Consider the following 25,245-nt stretch of genomic DNA (forward strand, 5'->3'; position numbering starts at 1 on the left):
GAGGATAGTATGGTTGCTGAACTGACCGCGTTGCGCGATCAAATTGATGAAGTTGATAAGGCGCTGCTGAGCCTGCTGGCTAAGCGCCTGGAGCTGGTGGCGGAAGTGGGAGAGGTCAAGAGCAAATACGGCCTGCCCATTTACGTCCCGGAGCGGGAGGCGGCGATGCTGGCCTCCCGCCGCGAAGAGGCGGCCGCGCTCGGCGTGCCGCCGGATCTGATTGAAGACGTGCTGCGCCGCGTGATGCGCGAGTCCTATTCCAGCGAAAACGACAAAGGTTTTAAAACCCTCTGTCCGAACCTGCGGCCGGTGGTGATTGTCGGCGGCGGCGGGCAGATGGGGCGCCTGTTCGAGAAGATGCTGACGCTTTCAGGCTACCGGGTACGTATTCTGGAGAAAGAAGACTGGCCGCGGGCGACGGAGATTGTTGCCGACGCCGGGATGGTGATCGTCAGCGTCCCTATTCATACCACGGCTGAAACGATTGCCCGGCTGCCTTCGCTGCCGGCGGACTGCATTTTGGTTGACCTGGCATCAATTAAAGCGGAGCCGCTGCAGGCGATGCTGGCGGCGCATAATGGCCCGGTGCTGGGCTTACATCCGATGTTCGGTCCGGACAGCGGTAGCCTCGCCAAGCAGGTTGTGGTCTACTGCGACGGCCGCCAGCCGGAAGCCTATCTGTGGTTCCTTGAGCAAATTCAGGTTTGGGGCGCCCGTCTGCATCGCATCAGCGCCGTTGAGCACGATCAGAACATGGCCTTTATTCAGGCTCTGCGCCACTTTGCGACCTTTGCCTATGGCCTGCACCTGGCGGAAGAGAATGTTCGTCTGGAGCAGCTGCTGGCGCTGTCGTCACCGATTTACCGCCTTGAACTGGCGATGGTGGGCCGGCTGTTCGCCCAGGATCCGCAGCTCTACGCCGACATCATTATGTCGTCGGAGAGTAACCTGGCATTGATTAAGCGCTACTACCAGCGTTTTGGCGAGGCGATTGGCCTGCTGGAGCAGGGAGATAAGCAGGCGTTTATCGACAGCTTCCGCAAAGTTGAGCACTGGTTTGGCGATTATGCCCAGCGCTTCCAGAGCGAAAGCCGTACGCTGCTGCGCCAGGCGAATGATAATCGGCAGTAGCTGAAAACCGTATATAATCAAAGCCAGAGGGGCAACCCGCTGGCTTTTTTTATAGGGATGAAAACGATGGCTGAACCACAACCGCTGTTTGATTACGCCGGACACCTGCCGGAATGCCCGACCTGGAATGAGGCTGAGCAAGCTCTATACTGGGCCGATATTATGGCGGGCGAAATTCACCGTTACGAGATGCACAGCGGTGAACATCAGGTCCTGCAGTTTCCTGAAGAGGTCGGCTGCTTTGCGCTGCGCGAGAAGGGCGGCTTTATCGTGGCGCTGCGCAGCGCTATCTGGTTAACCGATGCGCGCGGCCTGCTGCGTCGCAAAATCTGCGATAACCCAAGCAACCCGCAGCTGGCCCGTTTTAACGACGGCGGGACCGATCGCGACGGGCGCTTTTATGCCGGCACCTTCTGGGCGCCGGGAGATTATAACGGCGCGCTTCTGGTGCGTATTGACAGCGATCTTACCCCGCGGGTCATCCAGTGCGATATCCACGGCGCTAACGGCCTCGCCTTTAGCGAGGACCGGCGCTGGATGTATACCTCCGATACGCCGAATGCCGTTATCTACCGTACGCCGCTGGATGAGCAGGGCGAGCCGGGCAGGCGTGAGGTTTTCCGGCGCTTTCAGCCGGGGGAAGGTATTCCTGACGGTGCGGCTATCGATGTCGAAGGGTGCTACTGGAGCGCGATGTTTGACGGCTGGCGTATAGCCCGCTTCTCGCCGACCGGCGAACAGCTGGAAGAGTACCGTCTGCCGGTACGCTGCCCGACGATGGTCTGTTTTGGCGGGGCAGATATGCGTACGCTGTTTATCACCACCACCCGGGAAAACATGGCTGGGGATGAAGTGGCGAAATATCCGCTCTCCGGCGCGATCTTCACCCTGCCGGTTGCGGTGGCAGGGATGAAGAAGCGGGCGTTTATCGAGCGTTAGATGGGCTCGACGGGCACCACGTTTTCGCCTGGATAGCAGCCCAGTACCTTCATTGAGCGGGTGATCTCCGCCAGCTCCTTGAGCGCCTTGCGCATGGGGATGGATTCCAGGTTGGCCTGGATATCCAGATAAAACATCTCTTCCCACGGGTTGCCGTAGATTGGGCGCGACTCCAGCTTGGTCATGATCAGGTTGTGGTTGCGCAGTACCAGCAGCGCTTCTACCAGCGCACCCGCCTGCTGGCCGGTCGCTATGAGCAGGGTGGTTTTTGCCGGAACCTGATCGGAGACGTTCACCGCCTTGCGCGCCAGTACCAGGAAGCGGGTGATATTTTGCGTCTGGTTGGCCTCACAGTGTTCAAGCACCTGCAGTCCGTACAGCGCACCGCCGGCTTCGCTGCCCAGCGCCGCGATGGTTGGCGATTTGGCCTGCGCGACTTTCTCCATTGCCGCCGAGGTACTTTCGGTGTATTCGATTTTCCAGTGCGGATAGCGGCTCAGATACTGGCTACACTGCTGGAACGGCTGAGGATGGCTGTAGACGGTAGTAATTTGCTGCGGATCGGTAGAGGCGGCAACCAGGACGCAGTGATCGATAGGGATCGTCAGTTCACCAACGATCGACAGGGTGGTGTGCTGCAGCAGATCGTAGACGTCGTTGATCCCGCCGGAGCTGGTGTTTTCGATCGGCACTACCGCGTAGTCAGCCTGGCCGGTTTCAACCTGGTCGAAGATATCCGCAAACTTGGCGCAGCCGCTTTCGATAAACTGTTCGAAATGGCGGGCCGCATATTGCCGCGCGGCAAGGTGCGAATATGACCCTTTTGGCCCCAGAAAAGCGACGCGCGCTGAATGCGGGTTGATCTTATTCAGGTGCTGCTGCAGCAGGGTTTGCTGGGTGAGCACGGAATCCTCAATGATCAGCTGGAACAGGCGGGTGATGTAGTGCGCGTCCAGATGGTGAGCTTTGCCCAGGGTCATCAGGCGCTCCAGCAGGTCACGCTCGCGGTCGATATCGCGTACCGGGCGATGCGATGCCAGCTTGGCCTTGCCGACTTCGACAGCCAGCCCGCGACGCTCTGCCAGCAGCGCGAGCAGCTTCTCATCCAGGGCGCTTATCTTATCGCGCAGGGCCAGTAATGGATTTTCCTCGGTCATATGTGTTGCCTTTCTTGTTATTGGTTTAGATACCCTAAATCGTTCGAGCCACCGACAGCGCGCGTGCAGCCTGAAAAATAGCGGGCATAAATAAAAAAGGCCTCCCTGGTGGGAGGCCTTGTAGTTCGTCTTCGCATTCTTTATCACACGACGAATTGCCTCCCAATTAGGGGAAGGTAAAAAAGAATGCGAAGAAGAACGGCAGTAGTTTCAAGATAAATTCCTTTAATCAGCTGGGATTACAGTACCCGGACTGTTTTCATCCTGTCAATAAAAAACGCGCCCGAAGGCGCGTGGCGTTACACAATATTAAGTTAAGGACAGTAAAGTTCAGGATTACTCTTCTTCTTCCACAAAGCCTGCCTCTTTCACCGATGTTGCGGCGCGGCGGGCTTCCCCTTTGTGTTGCACTTTGTTCAGCTGCCGTTCCAGCTTGTTGATTAATTCGTTGATCGCGGCGTACATATCTTCACTTCGCGCGCTGGCAACCAGGTGACCGTTTGGCGTATTGATGGTTGCGTCAGCGACAAAACCTTGCGGCTCCTTGGAGAGAATGATGTGCGGGTTGATTAAGTGGGTTTGCCATTTATCCAATTTGGCGAGACGGTCTGCGACATGCTGGCGAATAGCCGGAGTAATTTCCATTTGTTTACTGGTAATGTTCATTGTCATAAATTTTACCTCTTGTCTTTCCCGTCTTGGTGAACTCAGCATACCTCGCCCAATGTCAAAATGCGTGATATAAATCACATTTTAATGTCACTTTTTGTCAACGAATGCAATTTGTGAGGCAGGACAGGAACGGGGGAGATTTTACTTGTCGAACGCGGGAAAGAGCGTCATATTTGATGGGATGACTTGACGCTAAAACGCTTCAGCGTATAGCTCTGATGAATAAAAAAACGGCAGCCCCAGGGCTGCCGTTTTGCTTACCTCAAAAGCGATCAGGTGTTTTTGCCGTTAGCCGCGATAATTTTGGCCACCTTGTCTGCCTGTGCGTTCATTTGCATCTGGCGATAGGCGTTTTCCATTTTCGGCAATGCGTCGCGGGTAGCCTGCGCATCCGGATAGCTACGCAGCATGCCGTCAACGCGGTTTACGACGGCAACCCACGCGCCGCGGTCGGTATAGTAATCAACCACCGACAGTTCGTACTTAGCCAGACGATCCTTCAGGAACACCATACGTTTGTAGGCGTCGGTCGAATACTGGCTGTTCGGATAGCCGCGCACCAGCTTCGAGAAGTCATTGAAGGCATCGCGTGCGTGCTGGGGGTCGCGATCGGAGCGATCGACCCCGAAGAATCCTTGCAGCGCACTATCATCCAGAGCCATATTTGTCAGACCACGCATATAAATGACGTAATCAATGTTAGGATGGGTCGGGTTCAGACGAACAAAGCGGTCGATGGCCGCCTGAGCTAACGGCAGATCGGCATTTTTGTAGTACGCATAAATCAGGTCCAGCTGTACCTGTTGGGAATAAGGGCCGAACGGATAGCGATTATCCAACGCTTCCAGTTGCGTTATTGCCTGTTTCCAGTTACCGTCCTGCAGTTTTTGCTGGGCAGTCGCGTAGATTTCATTCGGCGGATTATCAGGCACCTCTTCCTTTGAGCCGGAGCAACCCACCAAAGCCAGGCTCAGTGTGGCAGCTGCCACCAGGTATTTCATGCGCGTCATGACGTTTTGACTTCCTCAAAATGTTTATGCGGGAGAATCTCTGTTCCTGCTCCCGATTAAGACCAGCTACAATAGCACACTATATTATACGGCAAAGCCGTAAAACCCAACGTTAAACGAAGAAGCTGTATATGGCACAACGAGTACAACTCACCGCAACGGTGTCCGAAAATCAACTCGGGCAACGCTTAGATCAGGCTTTGGCCGAAATGTTCCCGGATTATTCGCGTTCGCGCATAAAAGAATGGATCCTTGACCAGCGAGTGCTGGTAAACGGCGCTGTCAGCGACAAGCCGAAAGAGAAAGTTTTAGGGGGAGAAAGCGTCTCTATCGATGTTGAAATCGAAGAAGATGTGCGCTTCGAACCGCAGGATATTCCGCTCAATATCGTCTACGAGGATGACGACATCCTCGTGATCAATAAGCCGCGCGGCCTGGTCGTCCATCCGGGGGCGGGCAATCCTGACGGTACTGTGCTGAATGCGCTGCTGCACTACTATCCGGCGATTGCCGATGTTCCGCGTGCGGGCATTGTCCACCGCCTGGATAAAGACACCACCGGCCTGATGGTTGTGGCGAAAACCATCCCGGCGCAAACGCGTCTGGTGGAGTCGCTGCAGCTGCGCGAAATTACCCGCGAATACGAAGCGGTAGCGATTGGTCACATGACGTCTGGCGGTACGGTAGAAGAACCGATTAGTCGTCACCCGACCAAGCGTACGCATATGGCGGTGCACCCGATGGGTAAACCGGCGGTAACGCATTACCGCATTATGGAGCATTTCCGTATTCATACGCGCCTGCGCCTGCGTCTGGAAACCGGCCGTACTCACCAGATCCGCGTACACATGGCGCATATCACCCATCCGCTGGTTGGCGATCAGGTATACGGCGGCCGTCCACGTCCGCCGAAAGGGGCGTCAGAGGAGTTCATTACCGCACTGCGCCAGTTCGATCGTCAGGCTCTGCACGCCACCATGCTGCGTCTGTATCACCCGGTTAGCGGTATTGAGATGGAATGGCATGCGCCGATCCCTCAGGATATGGTTGTGCTGATCGATGCCATGCGCGCCGATTATGAAGAGCATAAGGATCGTATTGACTGGCTATGACTAAACTGATTGTACCGCAGTGGCCAATGCCGGAAAGCGTGGCGGCCTGTAGCTCCACGCGCGTTGGCGGCGTCAGCCTGCCTCCGTATGGCTCGCTTAATCTGGGCGCCCATTGCGGAGACAATCTGCCGGACGTTGAGGAAAACCGCCGGCGGATGTTTGCCGCAGGCGGGCTCCCCGCGTATCCGGTGTGGCTCGAACAGGTTCACGGTACGGCGGTGCTGAAACTCGACGGCGGGCCGTATGCGTCAAAACGCGCGGATGCGTCATACTGTAATACGCCGGGCACCGTTTGCGCCGTGATGACCGCTGACTGCCTGCCGGTGCTTTTTTGCAACCGTGCCGGTACCGAAGTGGCGGCGGCCCACGCGGGCTGGCGCGGACTATGCGACGGTGTGCTGGAGGAAACGGTCGCCTGCTTCGCTGATAAGCCGGATAATATTCTGGCGTGGCTCGGGCCGGCTATCGGTCCCGAGGCTTTTGAAGTCGGCGCGGAAGTTCGCGAAGCCTTTATGAGTAAAGACGCGAAGGCCGACAGCGCTTTTCGTCCGGTCGGTGAGAAATACTTTGCCGATATCTATCAGCTGGCTCGTCAGCGCCTGGCCAACGTTGGCGTGGAGCAAATCTTCGGCGGCGATCGCTGTACGCTAAGCGAAAAGGACGATTTTTTCTCTTATCGCCGTGATAAGACGACGGGTCGTATGGCTAGTTTTATCTGGCTGATATAACCTGGTGCATCAAGACGGTCCGGAAGGCAGACTTATTTTTCGCATAGTTCAGGTCTTTAACCTTGAATAATTGAGGGATGACCTCATTTAATCTCCAGTAGCAAATTTGACCTGTTATGGGAGGAGTTATGCGTCTGGACCGTCTTACCAATAAATTCCAGCTTGCTCTTGCCGATGCCCAGTCGCTCGCGCTAGGGCACGACAACCAATTCATCGAACCTCTTCATCTAATGAGCGCCTTGCTTAATCAGGAAGGGGGATCTGTACGTCCTTTATTAACTTCTGCGGGCATTAACGCCGGCGAGTTAAGCACCAGTATTACTCAGGCCTTGAGCCGTTTACCGCAGGTGGAAGGCACCGGCGGCGACGTGCAGCCGTCCCAGGATCTGGTGCGTATTCTGAACCTTTGCGACAAGCTGGCGCAAAAGCGGAAGGATAACTTTATTTCGTCGGAACTGTTCGTTCTGGCGGCGCTTGAATCACGCGGTACGCTAACCGATCTGTTGAAATCTGCCGGTGCAACAACCGCCAATGTGACTCAGGCGATTGAACAAATGCGTGGAGGTGAAAGCGTGAACGATCAGGGTGCCGAAGACCAACGTCAGGCATTGAAAAAATTTACCGTCGATCTGACCGAGCGTGCTGAACAGGGCAAGCTGGATCCGGTTATCGGTCGTGATGAAGAGATTCGCCGTACTATTCAGGTACTGCAGCGGCGCACTAAAAACAACCCGGTGCTTATCGGTGAACCTGGCGTCGGTAAAACGGCTATCGTCGAAGGGCTGGCGCAGCGTATCGTCAACGGCGAAGTACCGGAAGGGCTAAAAGGCCGGCGGGTACTGGCGCTGGATATGGGCGCGCTGGTGGCAGGTGCTAAGTATCGCGGCGAGTTTGAAGAGCGTCTGAAAGGCGTGCTGAACGATCTCTCGAAGCAGGAAGGCAACGTCATTCTGTTTATCGATGAGCTGCATACCATGGTGGGCGCGGGTAAAGCGGACGGCGCGATGGATGCAGGTAATATGCTGAAGCCCGCGCTGGCACGTGGTGAACTGCACTGCGTCGGTGCGACTACCCTCGATGAGTATCGGCAATATATTGAAAAAGATGCGGCCCTGGAGCGGCGTTTCCAGAAAGTCTTCGTGGCCGAACCTTCGGTGGAAGACACCATTGCGATTCTGCGCGGCTTAAAAGAGCGCTATGAGCTGCATCACCATGTGCAGATCACCGATCCGGCGATCGTCGCGGCCGCAACTCTGTCGCATCGCTACATTGCCGACCGCCAGCTGCCGGATAAAGCGATTGACCTGATCGATGAAGCCGCTTCCAGCATTCGTATGCAGATTGACTCGAAGCCGGAAGAGCTTGACCGACTCGATAGGCGTATTATTCAGCTCAAGCTGGAGCAGCAGGCGCTGAAGAAAGAAGCCGATGAGGCAAGCCTGAAGCGTCTGGATATGCTGAATGAAGAGCTGGCGGATAAAGAGCGTCAGTATTCCGTATTAGAAGAGGAGTGGAAGGCGGAAAAAGCGTCCCTCTCCGGAACTCAGACGATTAAAGCCGAGCTGGAACAGGCAAAAATTGCCATCGAGCAGGCGCGACGCGTTGGCGACCTGGCCCGGATGTCAGAGCTGCAGTACGGCAAAATCCCGGAGCTGGAAAAACAGCTGGCAGCGGCCACGCAGTCTGAAGGTAAAACGATGCGTCTGTTGCGTAATAAAGTAACGGATGCGGAAATTGCTGAAGTTCTGGCGCGCTGGACCGGCATTCCGGTCGCGCGAATGATGGAAGGCGAGCGTGAAAAGCTGCTGCGCATGGAGCAGGAACTGCACAGTCGGGTGATTGGTCAGAACGAGGCGGTTGAAGCGGTCTCTAACGCTATTCGCCGTAGCCGTGCCGGCTTGTCCGACCCTAACCGTCCTATCGGCTCGTTCCTGTTCCTTGGGCCGACCGGTGTCGGTAAAACCGAACTGTGTAAAACGCTGGCGAACTTCATGTTCGATAGCGATGACGCGATGGTGCGTATCGATATGTCCGAGTTTATGGAGAAACACTCCGTCTCGCGGCTGGTGGGTGCGCCTCCGGGATACGTCGGTTATGAAGAGGGCGGCTATCTGACGGAAGCCGTACGCCGTCGTCCTTATTCGGTGATTTTGCTGGATGAGGTCGAAAAAGCGCATCCTGACGTGTTCAACATTCTGCTGCAGGTGCTGGATGATGGGCGCTTGACGGACGGACAGGGGAGAACGGTCGATTTCCGTAATACGGTAGTCATTATGACCTCTAACCTCGGCTCCGATCTGATTCAGGAGCGGTTCGGTGAGCTGGATTATAGTCATATGAAAGATGTGATTATGGGCGTTGTTAGCCAAAGCTTCCGTCCGGAATTCATCAACCGTATAGATGAGGTTGTGGTATTCCACCCGCTGGGTGAAAAACATATTGCCTCTATTGCACAGATTCAGCTGCAGCGTCTGTATAAACGTCTGGAAGAGCGTGGCTATGAAGTGCGCATGTCCGATGAGGCGCTGAAGCTGCTCAGCGCGAACGGTTACGATCCGGTGTACGGGGCGCGGCCGTTAAAACGAGCCATCCAGCAGCAGATCGAAAACCCGCTGGCGCAGCAAATCCTTTCCGGCGAACTTATTCCCGGTAAAGAAGTGCAACTGGTGGTGAAAGATGACCGGATAGTGGCAGTGCAGTAAATCACAAAACGACAAAAACGGGCCCGACGGGCTCGTTTTTGTTTAAAAACCAGGCAAGAATTAAAGCCTGAACGTGATTTTGTGTGAAAAGTAACCGATTGAATTGTTTTTTTGAATTTATACTTGTCACCTCAGAATTACCGCCTATAATGCGCCTCCACTGACACGGAACAACGGCCAACACGCCGCCGGGTCAGAAGGCTTCAGCGCTGAATATCAGCCGCGAAAGCCGACAGAGAAAAGCAAAATAAACGCTTGACTCTGAATGAGGAAAACGTAATATACGGGACCTCGCGACAGAGCGCTAAAGCGCGTCGCAACTGCTCTTTAACAATTTATCAGACAATCTGTGTGGGCACTCAAAGTGACATGGATTCTTAACGTCCTCGGACGAAAAATGAATACCAAGTCTCTGAGTGAACATACGTAATTCATTACGAAGTTTAATTCACGAGCATCAAACTTAAATTGAAGAGTTTGATCATGGCTCAGATTGAACGCTGGCGGCAGGCCTAACACATGCAAGTCGAGCGGTAGCACAGAGAGCTTGCTCTCGGGTGACGAGCGGCGGACGGGTGAGTAATGTCTGGGAAACTGCCTGATGGAGGGGGATAACTACTGGAAACGGTAGCTAATACCGCATAACGTCGCAAGACCAAAGTGGGGGACCTTCGGGCCTCATGCCATCAGATGTGCCCAGATGGGATTAGCTAGTAGGTGAGGTAATGGCTCACCTAGGCGACGATCCCTAGCTGGTCTGAGAGGATGACCAGCCACACTGGAACTGAGACACGGTCCAGACTCCTACGGGAGGCAGCAGTGGGGAATATTGCACAATGGGCGCAAGCCTGATGCAGCCATGCCGCGTGTATGAAGAAGGCCTTCGGGTTGTAAAGTACTTTCAGCGAGGAGGAAGGCGATAAGGTTAATAACCTTGTCGATTGACGTTACTCGCAGAAGAAGCACCGGCTAACTCCGTGCCAGCAGCCGCGGTAATACGGAGGGTGCAAGCGTTAATCGGAATTACTGGGCGTAAAGCGCACGCAGGCGGTCTGTCAAGTCGGATGTGAAATCCCCGGGCTCAACCTGGGAACTGCATCCGAAACTGGCAGGCTAGAGTCTTGTAGAGGGGGGTAGAATTCCAGGTGTAGCGGTGAAATGCGTAGAGATCTGGAGGAATACCGGTGGCGAAGGCGGCCCCCTGGACAAAGACTGACGCTCAGGTGCGAAAGCGTGGGGAGCAAACAGGATTAGATACCCTGGTAGTCCACGCTGTAAACGATGTCGACTTGGAGGTTGTTCCCTTGAGGAGTGGCTTCCGGAGCTAACGCGTTAAGTCGACCGCCTGGGGAGTACGGCCGCAAGGTTAAAACTCAAATGAATTGACGGGGGCCCGCACAAGCGGTGGAGCATGTGGTTTAATTCGATGCAACGCGAAGAACCTTACCTACTCTTGACATCCAGAGAACTTAGCAGAGATGCTTTGGTGCCTTCGGGAACTCTGAGACAGGTGCTGCATGGCTGTCGTCAGCTCGTGTTGTGAAATGTTGGGTTAAGTCCCGCAACGAGCGCAACCCTTATCCTTTGTTGCCAGCGGTTCGGCCGGGAACTCAAAGGAGACTGCCAGTGATAAACTGGAGGAAGGTGGGGATGACGTCAAGTCATCATGGCCCTTACGAGTAGGGCTACACACGTGCTACAATGGCATATACAAAGAGAAGCGACCTCGCGAGAGCAAGCGGACCTCATAAAGTATGTCGTAGTCCGGATCGGAGTCTGCAACTCGACTCCGTGAAGTCGGAATCGCTAGTAATCGTGGATCAGAATGCCACGGTGAATACGTTCCCGGGCCTTGTACACACCGCCCGTCACACCATGGGAGTGGGTTGCAAAAGAAGTAGGTAGCTTAACCTTCGGGAGGGCGCTTACCACTTTGTGATTCATGACTGGGGTGAAGTCGTAACAAGGTAACCGTAGGGGAACCTGCGGTTGGATCACCTCCTTACCTGAAGAACCTGCCTTTGTAGTGCTCACACAGATTGTCTGATGAAAAGTAAATAGCAAGGCGTCTTGCGATTGAGACTTCAGTGTCCCCTTCGTCTAGAGGCCCAGGACACCGCCCTTTCACGGCGGTAACAGGGGTTCGAATCCCCTAGGGGACGCCACTTGCTGGTTTGTGAGTGAAAGTCGCCGACCTCCATATCTCAAAACTAACTCAGTGAGTTATGTTTGAGATATTTGCTCTTTAAAAATCTGGATCAAGCTGAAAATTGAAACGACACACTGTTTCCTTTCTCCGTAATAAGAAAGGAAAAGCGGTGTGTTCGAGTCTCTCAAATTTTCACAACACGACTGTTTTACGAAACAGCTTCGGGTTGTGAGGTTAAGCGACTAAGCGTACACGGTGGATGCCCTGGCAGTCAGAGGCGATGAAGGACGTGCTAATCTGCGATAAGCGTCGGTAAGGTGATATGAACCGTTATAACCGGCGATTTCCGAATGGGGAAACCCAGTGTGTTTCGACACACTATCGTTAAGTGAATACATAGCTTAACGAAGCGAACCGGGGGAACTGAAACATCTAAGTACCCCGAGGAAAAGAAATCAACCGAGATTCCCCCAGTAGCGGCGAGCGAACGGGGAGCAGCCCAGAACCTGAATCAGTTTGTGTGTTAGTGGAAGCGTCTGGAAAGTCGCAGGGTACAGGGTGATACTCCCGTACACTAAAATGCACATTCTGTGAGTTCGAAGAGTAGGGCGGGACACGTGGTATCCTGTCTGAATATGGGGGGACCATCCTCCAAGGCTAAATACTCCTGACTGACCGATAGTGAACCAGTACCGTGAGGGAAAGGCGAAAAGAACCCCGGCGAGGGGAGTGAAACAGAACCTGAAACCGTGTACGTACAAGCAGTGGGAGCCTGATTTGTCAGGTGACTGCGTACCTTTTGTATAATGGGTCAGCGACTTATATTCTGTAGCAAGGTTAACCGTATAGGGGAGCCGCAGGGAAACCGAGTCTTAACTGGGCGTTAAGTTGCAGGGTATAGACCCGAAACCCGGTGATCTAGCCATGGGCAGGTTGAAGGTTGGGTAACACTAACTGGAGGACCGAACCGACTAATGTTGAAAAATTAGCGGATGACTTGTGGCTGGGGGTGAAAGGCCAATCAAACCGGGAGATAGCTGGTTCTCCCCGAAAGCTATTTAGGTAGCGCCTCGTGAATTCATCTTCGGGGGTAGAGCACTGTTTCGGCTAGGGGGTCATCCCGACTTACCAACCCGATGCAAACTACGAATACCGAAGAATGTTATCACGGGAGACACACGGCGGGTGCTAACGTCCGTCGTGAAGAGGGAAACAACCCAGACCGCCAGCTAAGGTCCCAAAGTCATGGTTAAGTGGGAAACGATGTGGGAAGGCACAGACAGCCAGGATGTTGGCTTAGAAGCAGCCATCATTTAAAGAAAGCGTAATAGCTCACTGGTCGAGTCGGCCTGCGCGGAAGATGTAACGGGGCTAAACCATGCACCGAAGCTGCGGCAGCGACGCTTAGGCGTTGTTGGGTAGGGGAGCGTTCTGTAAGCCGTTGAAGGTGGCCTGTGAGGGTTGCTGGAGGTATCAGAAGTGCGAATGCTGACATAAGTAACGATAAAGCGGGTGAAAAGCCCGCTCGCCGGAAGACCAAGGGTTCCTGTCCAACGTTAATCGGGGCAGGGTGAGTCGACCCCTAAGGCGAGGCCGAAAGGCGTAGTCGATGGGAAACAGGTTAATATTCCTGTACTCGGTGTTACTGCGAAGGGGGGACGGAGAAGGCTATGTTAGCCGGGCGACGGTTGTCCCGGTTTAAGCATGTAGGCGGAGAGTTTAGGTAAATCCGGACTCTTGTTAACGCTGAGGTGTGACGACGAGGCACTACGGTGCTGAAGTAACAAATGCCCTGCTTCCAGGAAAAGCCTCTAAGCATCAGGTAACATCAAATCGTACCCCAAACCGACACAGGTGGTCAGGTAGAGAATACCAAGGCGCTTGAGAGAACTCGGGTGAAGGAACTAGGCAAAATGGTGCCGTAACTTCGGGAGAAGGCACGCTGATGGTAAGTGAAGCGACTTGCTCGTGGAGCTGAAATCAGTCGAAGATACCAGCTGGCTGCAACTGTTTATTAAAAACACAGCACTGTGCAAACACGAAAGTGGACGTATACGGTGTGACGCCTGCCCGGTGCCGGAAGGTTAATTGATGGGGTTATCCGTAAGGAGAAGCTCTTGATCGAAGCCCCGGTAAACGGCGGCCGTAACTATAACGGTCCTAAGGTAGCGAAATTCCTTGTCGGGTAAGTTCCGACCTGCACGAATGGCGTAATGATGGCCAGGCTGTCTCCACCCGAGACTCAGTGAAATTGAACTCGCTGTGAAGATGCAGTGTACCCGCGGCAAGACGGAAAGACCCCGTGAACCTTTACTATAGCTTGACACTGAACATTGAGCCTTGATGTGTAGGATAGGTGGGAGGCTTTGAAGCGTGGACGCCAGTCTGCGTGGAGCCAACCTTGAAATACCACCCTTTAATGTTTGATGTTCTAACGTAGACCCGTGATCCGGGTTGCGGACAGTGTCTGGTGGGTAGTTTGACTGGGGCGGTCTCCTCCCAAAGAGTAACGGAGGAGCACGAAGGTTAGCTAATCCTGGTCGGACATCAGGAGGTTAGTGCAATGGCATAAGCTAGCTTGACTGCGAGCGTGACGGCGCGAGCAGGTGCGAAAGCAGGTCATAGTGATCCGGTGGTTCTGAATGGAAGGGCCATCGCTCAACGGATAAAAGGTACTCCGGGGATAACAGGCTGATACCGCCCAAGAGTTCATATCGACGGCGGTGTTTGGCACCTCGATGTCGGCTCATCACATCCTGGGGCTGAAGTAGGTCCCAAGGGTACGGCTGTTCGCCGTTTAAAGTGGTACGCGAGCTGGGTTTAGAACGTCGTGAGACAGTTCGGTCCCTATCTGCCGTGGGCGCTGGAGAATTGAGGGGGGCTGCTCCTAGTACGAGAGGACCGGAGTGGACGCATCACTGGTGTTCGGGTTGTCATGCCAATGGCATTGCCCGGTAGCTAAATGCGGAAAAGATAAGTGCTGAAAGCATCTAAGCACGAAACTTGCCCCGAGATGAGTTCTCCCTGACTCCTTGAGAGTCCTGAAGGAACGTTGAAGACGACGACGTTGATAGGTCGGGTGTGTAAGCGTAGCGATACGTTGAGCTAACCGATACTAATGAACCGTGAGGCTTAACCTTACAACGCCAAAGCTGTTTGGTGTGGTGAATTTGAGAGATTTTCAGCTGATACAGATTAACTGACAGGCCTTAAGGCGTGTTGGTAAACAGAATTTGCCTGGCGGCAACAGCGCGGTGGTCCCACCTGACCCCATGCCGAACTCAGAAGTGAAACGCCGTAGCGCCGATGGTAGTGTGGGGTCTCCCCATGTGAGAGTAGGGAACTGCCAGGCATCAAACAAACAGAAAAACCTCATGCGAAAGCATGGGGTTTTTTTGTTGTCTGACGTTTGTCGGTAAGCGCTCTCCTGAGTAGGACAAATTCGTCGGGAACGAATTTGCACAGTACGCCGTGCTGCCCGGAGGGTGGCGGGCAGGAGGCCCGGCATACAACGGCCAGGCATCAAACAAACAGAAAAACCTCATGCGAAAGCATGGGGTTTTTTTGTTGTCTGCGGTTCATGAAAAGCGGCCGGACGCCGCCCGGATCGGGCGCTGGGCGATCTCATCTGCTGATGAGTTGCAACATAAAAGCCTACTGTCGCCGCCTCACCCCCATATTTCACTCTATCCCCGCTCCTGCTTTATCGTTCATTCCGAATACCCGCATGGCGAAAATAAATGTGAGATAAATCACATATAAAAATATAACAATTATATAACATTTGTTTTACTAATTGATTTGTCTAAGTGACGTGGTACGCCCGACGAGACAGATTGCAGTCTTTGCTGGAGCAGAATGACAATGGTAGAAAGCAGTATTAACGAACGGGGATCGCTGAAACACGCTGATACCCGCCGTCGCATATGGGCGATTGTTGGAGCATCCTCGGGGAATTTGGTCGAATGGTTTGATTTTTATGTCTACTCATTCTGCTCTCTCTATTTTGCGCATATCTTCTTCCCCTCAGGAAACACCACCACCCAGCTACTACAAACCGCAGGCGTATTCGCCGCCGGCTTTCTGATGCGCCCAATTGGCGGATGGCTGTTTGGCCGTATTGCCGATCGCCGTGGCCGCAAAACCTCGATGCTTATCTCGGTGTGCATGATGTGCATGGGCTCGCTGGTTATTGCCTGCCTGCCGGGCTACGCGACGATCGGCACATGGGCCCCCGTACTCCTGCTGCTGGCCCGTCTTTTCCAGGGGATCTCAGTCGGCGGTGAATACGGGACCAGTGCAACCTACATGAGTGAGGTTGCCGTTGAGGGGAAGAAAGGCTTCTACGCATCCTTCCAGTACGTAACGCTTATCGGCGGGCAGCTGCTGGCGGTCCTGGTGGTGGTGGCGCTGCAGCAGGTTCTCAGCGATGAACAGCTGCACGCCTGGGGATGGCGCATTCCTTTTGCGCTGGGAGCCGTACTGGCGGTAGTGGCGCTATGGCTCCGACGTCAGCTGGATGAAACTTCGCAGCAGGAGACCCGGGCGCTGAAAGAAGCAGGATCCTTTAAAGGATTGTGGCGCAATCGCCGGGCATTCATGATGGTGCTGGGCTTTACCGCCGCCGGCTCGCTAAGCTTTTATACCTTTACGACCTACATGCAGAAATACCTGGTCAATACGGCAGGAATGAGCGCCAGTACGGCCAGCATGATTATGACCGCTGCCCTGTTTTTCTATATGCTGGCTCAGCCGCTATTTGGTGCGCTATCGGACAGGATTGGCCGGCGAACCTCAATGCTCTGTTTCGGCGTACTCGTGACCCTCTTTACGGTACCGATTCTGAGCGCATTGCAAAATGTCACTTCACCGTATGCAGCATTCGCGCTGGTTATGTGCGCCTTACTGATCGTCAGTTTCTATACCTCGATCAGCGGTATTTTGAAGGCGGAGATGTTCCCGGCTCAGGTACGTGCACTGGGCGTGGGGTTATCCTACGCGGTCGCTAATGCGCTGTTCGGTGGCTCGGCTGAATATGTCGCATTGCTGTTAAAATCAGTCGGAGCAGAACACGCGTTTTACTGGTATGTCACCGTCATGGGAGCGTTAGCTTTCTTCGTCTCCCTGATGCTGCACCGTAAGGGCAAGGGATTACGCCTGTAGATATTACTGATGCGCCAGCTGCCACACCGCGTAACCGGTTGTGGCGCCGGCCACGTCCCAGGCAAAATCTTTCCAGCTCCAGCCGCTCCCCGCCGGGCGGCTATCCCACAGCTCCTTCGATGCGCCCAGGCTTACCGAAAACATAAAGCCGATGGCGGCGCTGCGATCGCGGCTGTAACCCTGGTGCTGCGCGTATTCGTTACCCGCTGCGGAGAGCATGGCTGAGGCGAGAAAGTGCTGGGCCTTATCCTGGCCGCGCCATGAATCATTGGCCATATGGCTACAGCCGCTCAGCAGCAGAGGAGCGATGATGATGACTTTACGCATAACGATCCCATAAAAAAGCCCCGGCGAAGCGGGGCTGAAATTCAGAGAATACGGCTGATAAGCCGGTCGATACGGATGCGCCTCAGGCGGCGAATCAGCTTACGCACTTTTACCGGATACTCGGCGATGCTTTGCAGGTCGCGATAGTGTTTAACCACCGTCGTATGCTGGCGAATCAGATGCAGCTCTTTTTCACGCATCGCGCCAAGCTGGTGCTGCGGATCGTGGATAAGAATGGCGTTTTCCAGATCGAGGCGCCAGGCGCGCGGATTAAGATTATTGCCGGTCAGCAGCATCCATTCGTCATCAACCCACATGCCTTTCAGGTGATAGCTGTTATCGTCATCCTTCCACAAACGGACAATCAGCTGATCGGTGTTGACATAGTACTGTAGCCGGCTCAGGAAGCGGCGCAGGTTGATCTCATACAGATAGGGGAGCGCGCCGATAATCTTAAACGGCTGATCTTCAGGAATATAAAAGTCGTTCGCCGTCTTATCGCCGACGATAATTTCTACCGTCTTCCCGCTACGCAGCAGCTGGATGATATTACGCACCAGCAGAGCCGGAAGGTTAAAGTACGGCGTACAGATAGTCAGCTTCCGTTCCGCGCAGGGCATCAGATGGAAGATGGTTTTGTTGAGCAGGCTTGATTTACCGAGGCCGACCAGCGGCGTTACCGACAGACGATCGTTTTCCGCATCGCCGACATAATGATAGCCGCTATCCCGAAGTTCCTGGCGATACTGACGGATATCATTTTTAATTTCCGGGCTTTTTGGGCGATCGGGTCTGTCGAGGCGGTTCACGCCGCGGCCTTCGACCAGATTATGCTCGACCCAGTCGAACATCACGTCGGCCATTTTGCCGTTGCGAATGCACTGATAGCGGTCATAGCGATACTTATCGTGCTGATGAAGATAAACATCGTTCAGGCTGGCGCCGCTGTAGAGCACGCAGTCATCAACGATGAAACCTTTAAAATGCAGTACGCCGAGGGCTTCGCGGGTATTCACCGGCACGCCGTAAACCGGGATATCAACGCCAGGATTTTCCTGCGCCATGCGGCAGTACCAGTCGGCGTTGGTGTTGGCTGCCGCAGCGCCAATGCGCCCGCGCTGGGCGCGGTGCCAGTCAACCAGGATACGAACATCTAATTCTGGACGCTGGCGTTTGGCGTCATAGAGGGCCTGCAGAATTCCTTTGCCGCCATCATCTTGCTCCAGATAGAGCGCAATAATGCAAATACGCTGGGTGGCGTGAGCTATCTTTGCCAGTAACGCTTGCCGAAAATCTGCGGGAGCGTAAAAGAACTCGATATCATCAACTGACTGAGAAAGCTTAGGGAGTTGGGCAAGGTGTTGTTGATGTTTATTGCGCTTAAATTTTGACAACATCACAGTGCGTTTCTTCTCTGTTTATTGAAGGGTCTTCTGTACCATGCAGACGACGTAAGCGGGCAATAATAACATTACTACCCGCTAAAGTGGTCAACAATTGCGGTCGTCAGTTTATGATTGTTGCGCTGGAAATTGCAGGGACAAGCTGACAATCCCGTCTTCCAGCTGAATATCCACCTTAAAGCCAAGCTTCCTGGCAAGCGCAATCATGCCCCTGTTATTGGGCATTGTGATCCCGTTTAACCGCTGCAGGCCGTGGCTTTGCGTATAGGTAATTAGCTTTTCCATCAGCCGGCGGCCTAAACCTAAACCCTTCAGATCAGAGCGGACCAGGACGGCGAATTCCGCATCAATGTTGTCGGGATCGGAAATCGCGCGCGTAACGCCGAGGATCTCATCTCCCTCTGCGCTCGCGCGTACCGCAACAAAGGCCATTTCTCGATCGTAGTCGATCTGCGTCATATTGGCTAAATCATCGTGAGTAAATTCATTGATCTCGCTGAAGTAGCGGTAATAGAGATCTTCTTTGGTCACCTGAGCGATAAAGGCCAGCAGCTGCGGTTCATCTTCGGGCAATATTGGGCGGAACAGGCAGCGTTCACCATTTTTCAACACCACCCACTCCTCCTGCTGCTGGGGATAAGGGCGTATCGCCAGCCGGCTTTCGCTATCGCCGGTGAACGGGGCAAGGCCTAGCGTCACGTCGAGGGCGGTAAACTCGTTGCCGGACGCCAGCAGAGGGTGGATGTCCAGCCGCTGGATCTCCGGGCAGTCGACGATAAGGTTCGACACCTGAACCAGCAGCTGGCTTAAGCCGGAGATATCCAGCGGGCGCAGGGCGCTACGGCCACGGATCTTTTTGCTTTTGATCGCCTGGATCACCAGATAGCGGGCCAGATTCATATTGAGCGGCGGCAGGGCGACGGCGGCCTGATCTTCCGCGCGCCATTCGACGCCGCCTTCACCCAGCATAATCAGCGGGCCGAAAACCGGATCCTGTTCAACGACTACCCTCAGCTCCTGCGCTCCGGCGCGATTCGCCATGCTCTGTACCAGCAGGCCATGAATGCGCGCCTGCGGCCAGGTCATTTTGACCCGGTCAAAAATAGCATCCGCCGCCTGCTGTACTTCGGCGGCGGTACGCAGATAGAGCATTACGCCCTGAACTTCTGACTTGTGCGGAATATCCGGGGAACGCAGCTTCAGCGCGACCGGGTAGCCAATTTGTTCGGCGATGTGCACCGCCTCGGCGCTGTCGGCGGCAATCCACGTCGGCAGTGTATGGATGCCATAGGCGCGCAGCACGGGGCTGACTTCGTGGGTATCTAAGGTACTTGCGCCTTCGGTGATGGCCCGCTGCAGCAGCGTATGGGCTTCTGCAGTGTTGGCCGTCACCGTATCCGAAAGCACCGGCGTTTCACGCAGCTGCTTCTGGTTACGTCGGTACTCCACCATATGCATAAAGGCGGTGATGGTGCCTTCCGGCGTACGGTAGGTTGGCAGACCCGCATCGCTGAACAGGCGTCGGGCTTCCTGAGACGAATATTCGCCGCACCAGTTCGTCAGCACCGTAACGTACCTGCCGCGCGGATGGTGTTTTAAGGCGTCAATCAGCGCCAGCGCGCTTTCGGTTCCCGGCGCGGCCGCGCTCGGAGAGTGAATGACCAGCAGGGCATCATAATCCTGGCTATCCAGCAGCACGTTGAGCGCCTTGAGATAGTGCTCGCTGCTGGCATCGTCGCGCAGATCCAGCGGGTTAGCGATGTCGATACTTCCCGGCAGCGCCTGCCGCAGCCTGTCGCCGGTCTCATCGCTTAGCGACGCGAGCTTGCCGTTGCGCAGCCAAAGTTCGTCCAGCGCCAGCGCCGCAGGGGCCGCGCCGTTGCTGACTATCATTAATTTCTCGCCCCGCAGCGGGCGCATATGGCTCAGCGTCTCGACGGCGGAGAAGAGCTCATGGGTATCCTGCACCCGCAGCAGGCCCGCGCGCTGAATCGCGGCGTCCCAGGCCGGGTCCATGCCCGAGTTAACGTGCAGCAGCTTTTGCGCCGCCGGGCTGCGCCCGCTTTTAATCACCAGGATCGGCTTATTGCGCGATGCGCTTCGGGCCGCGGAAACAAAGCGGCGAGCGTCGCTGAGGTGTTCGAGATAGAGCAGAATGGCGCTGGTTTTGCTATCACGGGCGAGGAAGTCGAGCAGATCGTCAACGTCAATATCCAGGCTGTCGCCCAGCGCAATAAAGTATGAGAAGCCCATCTCGCGCTGCTGCGCCCAGTCAAGAATAGTATTCGACACCGCCGCGGACTGGGAGATAAACGCCAGCTTGCCCCGGCGAATCGGCACCGGTGAAAAGCTGGCATTCAGCCCTTGCCAGGGCGCCAGCAGCCCGAGACTGTTTGGGCCCAGCAGCCGCATCTGATAGCGGGCGGCACGCTCGAGCAGCGCCGGATACTGCTCCGGCGGCGAGGAGAGGATAATGCAGGTTTTGCAGCCCTTTTGCCCCAGCGCCTCAAGTAGCTCAAGGTTTCGCCGGGCGTTGGTGCAGAGTACGGCAAGATCGGGAGTAAACGGCAGGCTATCGATAGTCGGCCAGGCCAGCACGCCCTGAACGGCTTTCCATGCCGGAGTGACCGGCAGGACCGGGCCGTTAAAGCCGCCGGCCAGCAGGTTGCGCATCATCAGATAACCGGCACGCTGTGGTTTCATTGACGCGCCAATGACGGCGATCGATTTTGGCCGCAATAGTGCTTCCAGGCCTCGTTGGCTCATACCGGTCTCCTTTGATCCCCAGTGACCGGATGATTTTAAACGCTTTCCGCCTCTTGTGCTGTGATACTGCCCTTATGCTGCGTCTTTCCTGCCAGGTAGCGGCTTCTGAACAGGCTAAAGTGATCGCCGAGCGCGCCCGCGGCGCTTGTGTCTCCGGCGAGATCCAGCAGGGCAATGGCCACTTCCGCCGTACAATACTGTCCCTCCGCGTGGGCCTCTCTCAGGCGATAGGTCGAAACACGCGAAAGATCGACGGAAATGACCGGCAGCGCGTCAAGCCAGGGGCTTTTACGGAACATTTTTCGCGCTTCGGTCCAGGTGCCGTCGAGCATGATAAATAGCGGCGGCTTACCCGCAGGCGGCGAGCTCAGCACCTCGCGCTCCGTTCCGGCATACGACGCCGGGAAAACGACCATTGGCTGGTAGTCAGGATCGGCGACCAGATCGAGCAGCGCCTGCGGCGGCTCGGTTCGTGACCACTGAAATGCCTCGGTGTCCGGCAGGATATCCGCGATAAGGCGCCCGGTATTGCTTGGCTTCATCGGCTCAGTATCGAACATCACCAGGCAAAAACGGCTGGCCGCCGCCGCGGGAGCGAGGGTTGCGCACAGGCACTGCTTCAAAGGCAGCAAACAGCGCTGGCAGCGGTGGACTCGATTACCGCGAGCAAGAAAAGGTCGGGTCGCGCGCGCGAGGCGTTCGGCACGCAGGCGAAGAACGGCGTTATCAATCATGGGGGGTCGCTAAAAGAAAACGCTATTGTCGCAGAGGAGAAAACGGGGCACAAGCGCGCCCCGTCAGGTTTACTGCTGGTTGGCCTCGTTAAGCCAGCTGTCGAACGGCGCCTTAGGTACCGCCCCGTTCAGCATGTCGATGACTTCGCCGTTTTTAAACATCATAATGGTCGGAATGCTGCGAATGCGAAAACGCGCGCTTAGCTCACGTTCAGCTTCGGTATTGACCTTCACGAAGCGCATTTGGCCGCTGCGTTCCTCCGCAACGTCTTCAAAGATCGGGGCGAAATTACGGCAGGGTCCGCACCACGGGGCCCAGAAATCGACAACAACCGGCAGATCGTCCTTCAGCAGTTTATCCAGCATTGCCCCGGTCGCGTTGATGACGTCGCCGTCAAAAAGATCGTGGCCGCAGCGCCCGCACTTAGCGCCATCGGCGCTACGATCGTCGGGGATGCGGTTCAGAGCCTGACAACTGGCACAAACGGTATTCATAACTAACCTCTGGTTATGGGTTGCAGCGCGGCACGTGGCCGATTTGTATCTGTAATGTTACATATTATCGATTAGGTACCGTTAAACAACAATGCGTTTTGTTCGATGAATACGATAGACCCTATCTTTTAAACGAAATAATGGCGAAGCGGTGATACATCGGGTAATCTGCGCGCTTCGCGCAGCGCAGGTGGAGAAAATTGATGAGCGACGAACTGAAAAATAAAAGCGGCAAGGTCAAAGTGATGTATGTCCGCAGTGATGATGATTCTGACAGACGCACCCATAACCCGCGTACCGGGAAAGGGGGAGGGCGCCCAGGAAAATCTCGTGTTGACGGCCGTAGCCGCCCTGCCCGCGATGAAAGAAACAGCCGCGGCGACGACCGCAAACGTGACGATCGTAAACGCGATGATTTCGATCGCGATGGGGGCTCCCCGTGGCGTACCGTTTCACGTGCACCGAATGATGACGCCGTAGCCAAGCCGGATCACGGCGGGATCAGCGGTAAAAGCTTTATCGATCCGGAAGTGCTGCGCCGTCAGCGTGCGGAAGAGACCCGCGTGTATGGCGAAAATGCCTGCCAGGCGCTTTTCCAGAGCCGTCCGGACGCTATCGTTCGCGCCTGGTTCGTGCAGAGCGTCACCCCGCGCTTCAAAGAAGCCCTGCGCTGGATGGCGGCCAACCGTAAAGCCTATCACGTGGTTGACGAAGCCGAGCTGGCGAAAGCATCCGGCACCGAGCACCACGGCGGGGTTTGCTTCCTGATTAAGAAACGTAACGGGACTTCCGTTGCGCAGTGGGTCGCTAAGGCCGATGCAGAAGATTGCGTCCTGGCGCTTGAAGACGTCGGTAACCCGCACAATCTTGGCGCCATCATGCGCAGCTGCGCCCACTTCGGCGTGAAGGGCGTGGTGGTTCAGGATGCCGGCATGCTGGAATCCGGTGCGGCCATTCGTACCGCAGAGGGCGGCGCCGAGCACGTAGAGCCGATTACCGGCGATAGCTTCCTCGACACGCTGGAGCAGTTCCGCGCGGCGGGCTATGCGATTGTGTCTACCTCCAGCCACAACGGAACGCCGCTCTACAAAGCCGAGCTGCCGAAGAAAATGGTGCTGGCGTTAGGCCAGGAGCGCGATGGTCTGTCCGATGCGGCGATCTCCAGCGCGGATCTGAACGTGGCTATCGAAGGCACCGGCAACGTCGAAAGCCTGAACGTCTCCGTCGCGACCGGCGTTCTGCTGGCCGAATGGTGGCGCCAGAACAAGGCCTGATGCCTGACCTGTCTGAAAAAATGCCAGCGTAATGCTGGCATTTTTGTATTTGCGCTTAGCGTAACGGGCGAGTAACCCGATTACTTCCCGGCGGCCGGTAAGGTCGGCATCCAGTCGATCGGCGCTTCGCCGCGTTCGGCCAGCCACTGGTTGGCCTGGACAAAATGGTTGCTGCCGAAAAAGCCCCGGTGGGCGGAGAGCGGAGATGGATGCGGCGCCTTCAGTACGCAGTGGCGCTGGCGGTCGATGATGGCACCTTTCTTCTGCGCGTGCGCGCCCCACAGCAAAAACACCACCCCTTCCCGATGCTCGTTGATCAGCGAAATAACCTTATCGGTAAAGGTTTCCCAGCCAAGGCTGGCATGAGAATGCGCCTGCCCCGCGCGTACCGTTAATACCGTATTGAGCAGCAGCACGCCCTGGCGCGCCCAGCTCTCAAGATAACCATGCGCGGGACGGCTGAAGCCAGGGATGGTTCCCTCCAGCTCTTTATACATATTCAACAGCGACGGCGGAGTTTGGATCCCCGGCAGTACGGAAAAGGCCAGGCCGTGCGCCTGTCCCGGCCCGTGATAGGGATCCTGCCCGAGGATAACCACTTTTACATCCCCGATCTCGGTATAGCGAAAGGCGTTGAAAATATCTTTTTGCGGCGGGTAAATCGTAATGCCCGACTGGCGCTCTTCGGCGACGGTCTTCAGGGTATTCACAAAATAGGGCTGTTGCTTCTCTTCCGCCAGCACGTCGTGCCAGGTCAGTGGGGTGGTCATCATGCTCTCCTGCAAAGTGGTATCGCTATAGCTTAACTGCTTCTTTCTGCATAACAAAATCGCTGCCGCTTTGCTGACGTTTTGTCTGCAAAAATAGTTGAAAATTTACAAAATTATTTGGCATTGGCTATGGCGTAACTTGATGTAAAACAATAATATCCCTTCATACCCACTTTTAATTAGTGGTTTTTGTTGATTTGGGTCAATGAATACCGTGTGTTCGGCTGATATATATACACTCATACAACAATGGTTTTACCAATTGGCCATGAACGGGCCAACAGAACGAATAAATATTGCCTAAGGGAGGCATCACATGATTACAGGTATCCAAATTACTAAAGCTGCAAATGACGACCTGCTGAACTCTTTCTGGCTGCTGGATAGCGAAAAGGGTGAAGCGCGCTGCCTGTGTGCAAAAGGTGGTTTTGCTGAAGATGACGTGGTTGCGGTGAATAAGCTCGGCGAAATCGAATACCGTGAGATCCCGCTCGACGTTAAACCGGAAGTGCGCGTTGAAGGCGGCCAGCACCTGAACGTTAACGTCTTGCGCCGTGAAACTCTGATGGATGCGGTTGAACATCCGGAGAAATACCCGCAGCTGACCATCCGCGTATCCGGCTATGCGGTACGTTTTAACTCTCTGACTCCAGAGCAGCAGCGCGACGTCATCGCGCGTACTTTCACTGAAAGTCTGTAAGCGTTAGTAAAAA

Annotated in this window: 18 protein-coding genes, 1 tRNA gene, 3 rRNA genes and 1 other annotated feature; of the genes, 12 read left to right on the plus strand and 10 right to left on the minus strand. The window is 55.1% G+C overall.

Translation table 11 applies throughout. The features are described from left to right. The first annotated feature begins 9 nt into the window (after nucleotides 1–9). Both tyrA and MMW58_RS07215 read left to right on the plus strand, forming a co-directional pair. Nucleotides 10–1,131, plus strand: coding sequence for a bifunctional chorismate mutase/prephenate dehydrogenase (gene tyrA, locus MMW58_RS07210; protein ID WP_241723007.1), 1,122 nt, complete (start codon nucleotides 10–12; stop codon nucleotides 1,129–1,131). A gap of 66 nt (nucleotides 1,132–1,197) precedes the next feature. Beyond that, on the plus strand, nucleotides 1,198–2,070 hold the full coding sequence (locus MMW58_RS07215; protein ID WP_241723008.1) for an SMP-30/gluconolactonase/LRE family protein: 873 nt from the start codon (nucleotides 1,198–1,200) through the stop codon (nucleotides 2,068–2,070). Here the strand turns inward: MMW58_RS07215 and pheA are convergent. From pheA to bamD, 4 genes are all read right to left on the minus strand, one after another. Continuing rightward, on the minus strand, nucleotides 2,067–3,227 hold the full coding sequence (pheA, locus tag MMW58_RS07220; protein WP_241723009.1) for a bifunctional chorismate mutase/prephenate dehydratase: 1,161 nt from the start codon (nucleotides 3,225–3,227) through the stop codon (nucleotides 2,067–2,069). The two genes, MMW58_RS07215 and pheA, sit on opposite strands and share 4 nt — an antisense overlap. Before the next feature lie 90 nt (nucleotides 3,228–3,317). Further along, nucleotides 3,318–3,442, minus strand: a sequence feature (Phe leader region). Further along, a complete protein-coding gene (pheL, locus tag MMW58_RS07225; RefSeq protein WP_121497579.1) occupies nucleotides 3,394–3,441 on the minus strand; it encodes a pheA operon leader peptide PheL in 48 nt (15 codons plus the stop codon). (Overlaps the previous feature by 48 nt.) A 121-nt stretch (nucleotides 3,443–3,563) precedes the next feature. Further along, nucleotides 3,564–3,899 (minus strand): ribosome-associated translation inhibitor RaiA, encoded by a 336-nt coding sequence (gene raiA / locus MMW58_RS07230; protein WP_045855684.1) that lies wholly within the window; start codon nucleotides 3,897–3,899, stop codon nucleotides 3,564–3,566. Nucleotides 3,900–4,171: 272 nt separating this feature from the next. Beyond that, nucleotides 4,172–4,909, minus strand: a complete 738-nt coding sequence (gene bamD, locus MMW58_RS07235; RefSeq protein WP_041146779.1) for an outer membrane protein assembly factor BamD — start codon at nucleotides 4,907–4,909, stop codon at nucleotides 4,172–4,174. 131 nt (nucleotides 4,910–5,040) lie between these two features. On the opposite strand from bamD, the gene rluD reads away from it, so the two are divergent. The 8 genes from rluD to MMW58_RS07275 all read left to right on the plus strand — a co-directional run bounded on the left by rluD (nucleotide 5,041) and on the right by MMW58_RS07275 (nucleotide 16,763). Further along, nucleotides 5,041–6,021, plus strand: a complete 981-nt coding sequence (rluD, locus tag MMW58_RS07240) for a 23S rRNA pseudouridine(1911/1915/1917) synthase RluD (protein WP_241723010.1) — start codon at nucleotides 5,041–5,043, stop codon at nucleotides 6,019–6,021. Then, nucleotides 6,018–6,749 (plus strand): purine nucleoside phosphorylase YfiH, encoded by a 732-nt coding sequence (gene yfiH, locus MMW58_RS07245; RefSeq protein WP_241723011.1) that lies wholly within the window; start codon nucleotides 6,018–6,020, stop codon nucleotides 6,747–6,749. The genes rluD and yfiH overlap by 4 nt, the downstream gene beginning before the upstream one ends. A 128-nt stretch (nucleotides 6,750–6,877) precedes the next feature. Further along, a complete protein-coding gene (gene clpB, locus MMW58_RS07250; protein ID WP_095105646.1) occupies nucleotides 6,878–9,451 on the plus strand; it encodes an ATP-dependent chaperone ClpB in 2,574 nt (857 codons plus the stop codon). A gap of 465 nt (nucleotides 9,452–9,916) precedes the next feature. Further along, nucleotides 9,917–11,456 (plus strand): 16S ribosomal RNA (locus MMW58_RS07255). Between the two features lie 84 nt (nucleotides 11,457–11,540). After that, nucleotides 11,541–11,616 (plus strand) — tRNA-Glu (locus tag MMW58_RS07260). Nucleotides 11,617–11,832: 216 nt separating this feature from the next. Further along, nucleotides 11,833–14,740: ribosomal RNA gene (locus MMW58_RS07265) — 23S ribosomal RNA — on the plus strand. Between the two features lie 96 nt (nucleotides 14,741–14,836). Further along, a 5S ribosomal RNA gene (gene rrf / locus MMW58_RS07270) occupies nucleotides 14,837–14,952 on the plus strand. Together the 16S, 23S and 5S rRNA genes with 1 tRNA gene alongside form the textbook arrangement of a ribosomal RNA operon. A gap of 512 nt (nucleotides 14,953–15,464) precedes the next feature. Continuing rightward, entirely contained in the window at nucleotides 15,465–16,763 is a 1,299-nt protein-coding gene (locus MMW58_RS07275; protein WP_045856417.1) for an MFS transporter, read from the plus strand. Between the two features lie 3 nt (nucleotides 16,764–16,766). Here the strand turns inward: MMW58_RS07275 and MMW58_RS07280 are convergent, their stop codons facing one another. The 5 genes from MMW58_RS07280 to trxC form a co-directional block, all read right to left on the minus strand. Then, nucleotides 16,767–17,090: a YfiM family lipoprotein gene (locus MMW58_RS07280; RefSeq protein WP_128877418.1), complete on the minus strand. Its 324-nt coding sequence runs from the start codon at nucleotides 17,088–17,090 to the stop codon at nucleotides 16,767–16,769. 41 nt (nucleotides 17,091–17,131) lie between these two features. Then, on the minus strand, nucleotides 17,132–18,487 hold the full coding sequence (gene pssA, locus MMW58_RS07285; protein WP_159237920.1) for a CDP-diacylglycerol--serine O-phosphatidyltransferase: 1,356 nt from the start codon (nucleotides 18,485–18,487) through the stop codon (nucleotides 17,132–17,134). Between the two features lie 114 nt (nucleotides 18,488–18,601). After that, nucleotides 18,602–21,259: a bifunctional acetate--CoA ligase family protein/GNAT family N-acetyltransferase gene (locus tag MMW58_RS07290; protein ID WP_133601142.1), complete on the minus strand. Its 2,658-nt coding sequence runs from the start codon at nucleotides 21,257–21,259 to the stop codon at nucleotides 18,602–18,604. A 35-nt stretch (nucleotides 21,260–21,294) separates the two neighbouring features. After that, complete coding sequence (gene tapT / locus MMW58_RS07295; protein ID WP_159237907.1) at nucleotides 21,295–21,993, minus strand: tRNA-uridine aminocarboxypropyltransferase; 699 nt, start codon at nucleotides 21,991–21,993, stop codon at nucleotides 21,295–21,297. Nucleotides 21,994–22,062: 69 nt separating this feature from the next. Next, a complete protein-coding gene (gene trxC, locus MMW58_RS07300; RefSeq protein WP_041146770.1) occupies nucleotides 22,063–22,488 on the minus strand; it encodes a thioredoxin TrxC in 426 nt (141 codons plus the stop codon). A gap of 203 nt (nucleotides 22,489–22,691) precedes the next feature. Here trxC and MMW58_RS07305 point away from each other — a divergent pair, with 203 nt between their 5' ends. Then, nucleotides 22,692–23,762, plus strand: coding sequence for a tRNA/rRNA methyltransferase (locus tag MMW58_RS07305; RefSeq protein WP_076947769.1), 1,071 nt, complete (start codon nucleotides 22,692–22,694; stop codon nucleotides 23,760–23,762). Nucleotides 23,763–23,842: 80 nt separating this feature from the next. On the opposite strand, the gene ung is transcribed toward MMW58_RS07305, so the two are convergent. Next, nucleotides 23,843–24,532, minus strand: a complete 690-nt coding sequence (gene ung, locus MMW58_RS07310) for a uracil-DNA glycosylase (protein WP_241723699.1) — start codon at nucleotides 24,530–24,532, stop codon at nucleotides 23,843–23,845. 316 nt (nucleotides 24,533–24,848) lie between these two features. Here ung and grcA point away from each other — a divergent pair, with 316 nt between their 5' ends. Continuing rightward, nucleotides 24,849–25,232, plus strand: a complete 384-nt coding sequence (grcA, locus tag MMW58_RS07315) for an autonomous glycyl radical cofactor GrcA (protein WP_076947771.1) — start codon at nucleotides 24,849–24,851, stop codon at nucleotides 25,230–25,232. Nucleotides 25,233–25,245 lie beyond the last annotated feature (13 nt).

It is taken from the genome of Klebsiella sp. HC6, assembly GCF_022605325.1.
Lineage (GTDB): Bacteria > Pseudomonadota > Gammaproteobacteria > Enterobacterales > Enterobacteriaceae > Klebsiella > Klebsiella terrigena.

Excerpts from the sequence above, each read along its gene's own strand:
- tyrA (WP_241723007.1), top strand. The coding sequence starts at position 10 with ATGGTTGCTGAACTGACCGCGTTGCGCGATCAAATTGATGAAGTTGAT.
- MMW58_RS07215 (WP_241723008.1), top strand. The coding sequence starts at position 1,198 with ATGGCTGAACCACAACCGCTGTTTGATTACGCCGGACACCTGCCGGAA.
- pheA (WP_241723009.1), bottom strand. The coding sequence starts at position 3,227 with ATGACCGAGGAAAATCCATTACTGGCCCTGCGCGATAAGATAAGCGCC.
- raiA (WP_045855684.1), bottom strand. The coding sequence starts at position 3,899 with ATGACAATGAACATTACCAGTAAACAAATGGAAATTACTCCGGCTATT.
- bamD (WP_041146779.1), bottom strand. The coding sequence starts at position 4,909 with ATGACGCGCATGAAATACCTGGTGGCAGCTGCCACACTGAGCCTGGCT.
- rluD (WP_241723010.1), top strand. The coding sequence starts at position 5,041 with ATGGCACAACGAGTACAACTCACCGCAACGGTGTCCGAAAATCAACTC.
- yfiH (WP_241723011.1), top strand. The coding sequence starts at position 6,018 with ATGACTAAACTGATTGTACCGCAGTGGCCAATGCCGGAAAGCGTGGCG.
- clpB (WP_095105646.1), top strand. The coding sequence starts at position 6,878 with ATGCGTCTGGACCGTCTTACCAATAAATTCCAGCTTGCTCTTGCCGAT.
- MMW58_RS07275 (WP_045856417.1), top strand. The coding sequence starts at position 15,465 with ATGGTAGAAAGCAGTATTAACGAACGGGGATCGCTGAAACACGCTGAT.
- MMW58_RS07280 (WP_128877418.1), bottom strand. The coding sequence starts at position 17,090 with ATGCGTAAAGTCATCATCATCGCTCCTCTGCTGCTGAGCGGCTGTAGC.
- pssA (WP_159237920.1), bottom strand. The coding sequence starts at position 18,487 with ATGTTGTCAAAATTTAAGCGCAATAAACATCAACAACACCTTGCCCAA.
- MMW58_RS07290 (WP_133601142.1), bottom strand. The coding sequence starts at position 21,259 with ATGAGCCAACGAGGCCTGGAAGCACTATTGCGGCCAAAATCGATCGCC.
- tapT (WP_159237907.1), bottom strand. The coding sequence starts at position 21,993 with ATGATTGATAACGCCGTTCTTCGCCTGCGTGCCGAACGCCTCGCGCGC.
- trxC (WP_041146770.1), bottom strand. The coding sequence starts at position 22,488 with ATGAATACCGTTTGTGCCAGTTGTCAGGCTCTGAACCGCATCCCCGAC.
- MMW58_RS07305 (WP_076947769.1), top strand. The coding sequence starts at position 22,692 with ATGAGCGACGAACTGAAAAATAAAAGCGGCAAGGTCAAAGTGATGTAT.
- ung (WP_241723699.1), bottom strand. The coding sequence starts at position 24,532 with ATGACCACCCCACTGACCTGGCACGACGTGCTGGCGGAAGAGAAGCAA.
- grcA (WP_076947771.1), top strand. The coding sequence starts at position 24,849 with ATGATTACAGGTATCCAAATTACTAAAGCTGCAAATGACGACCTGCTG.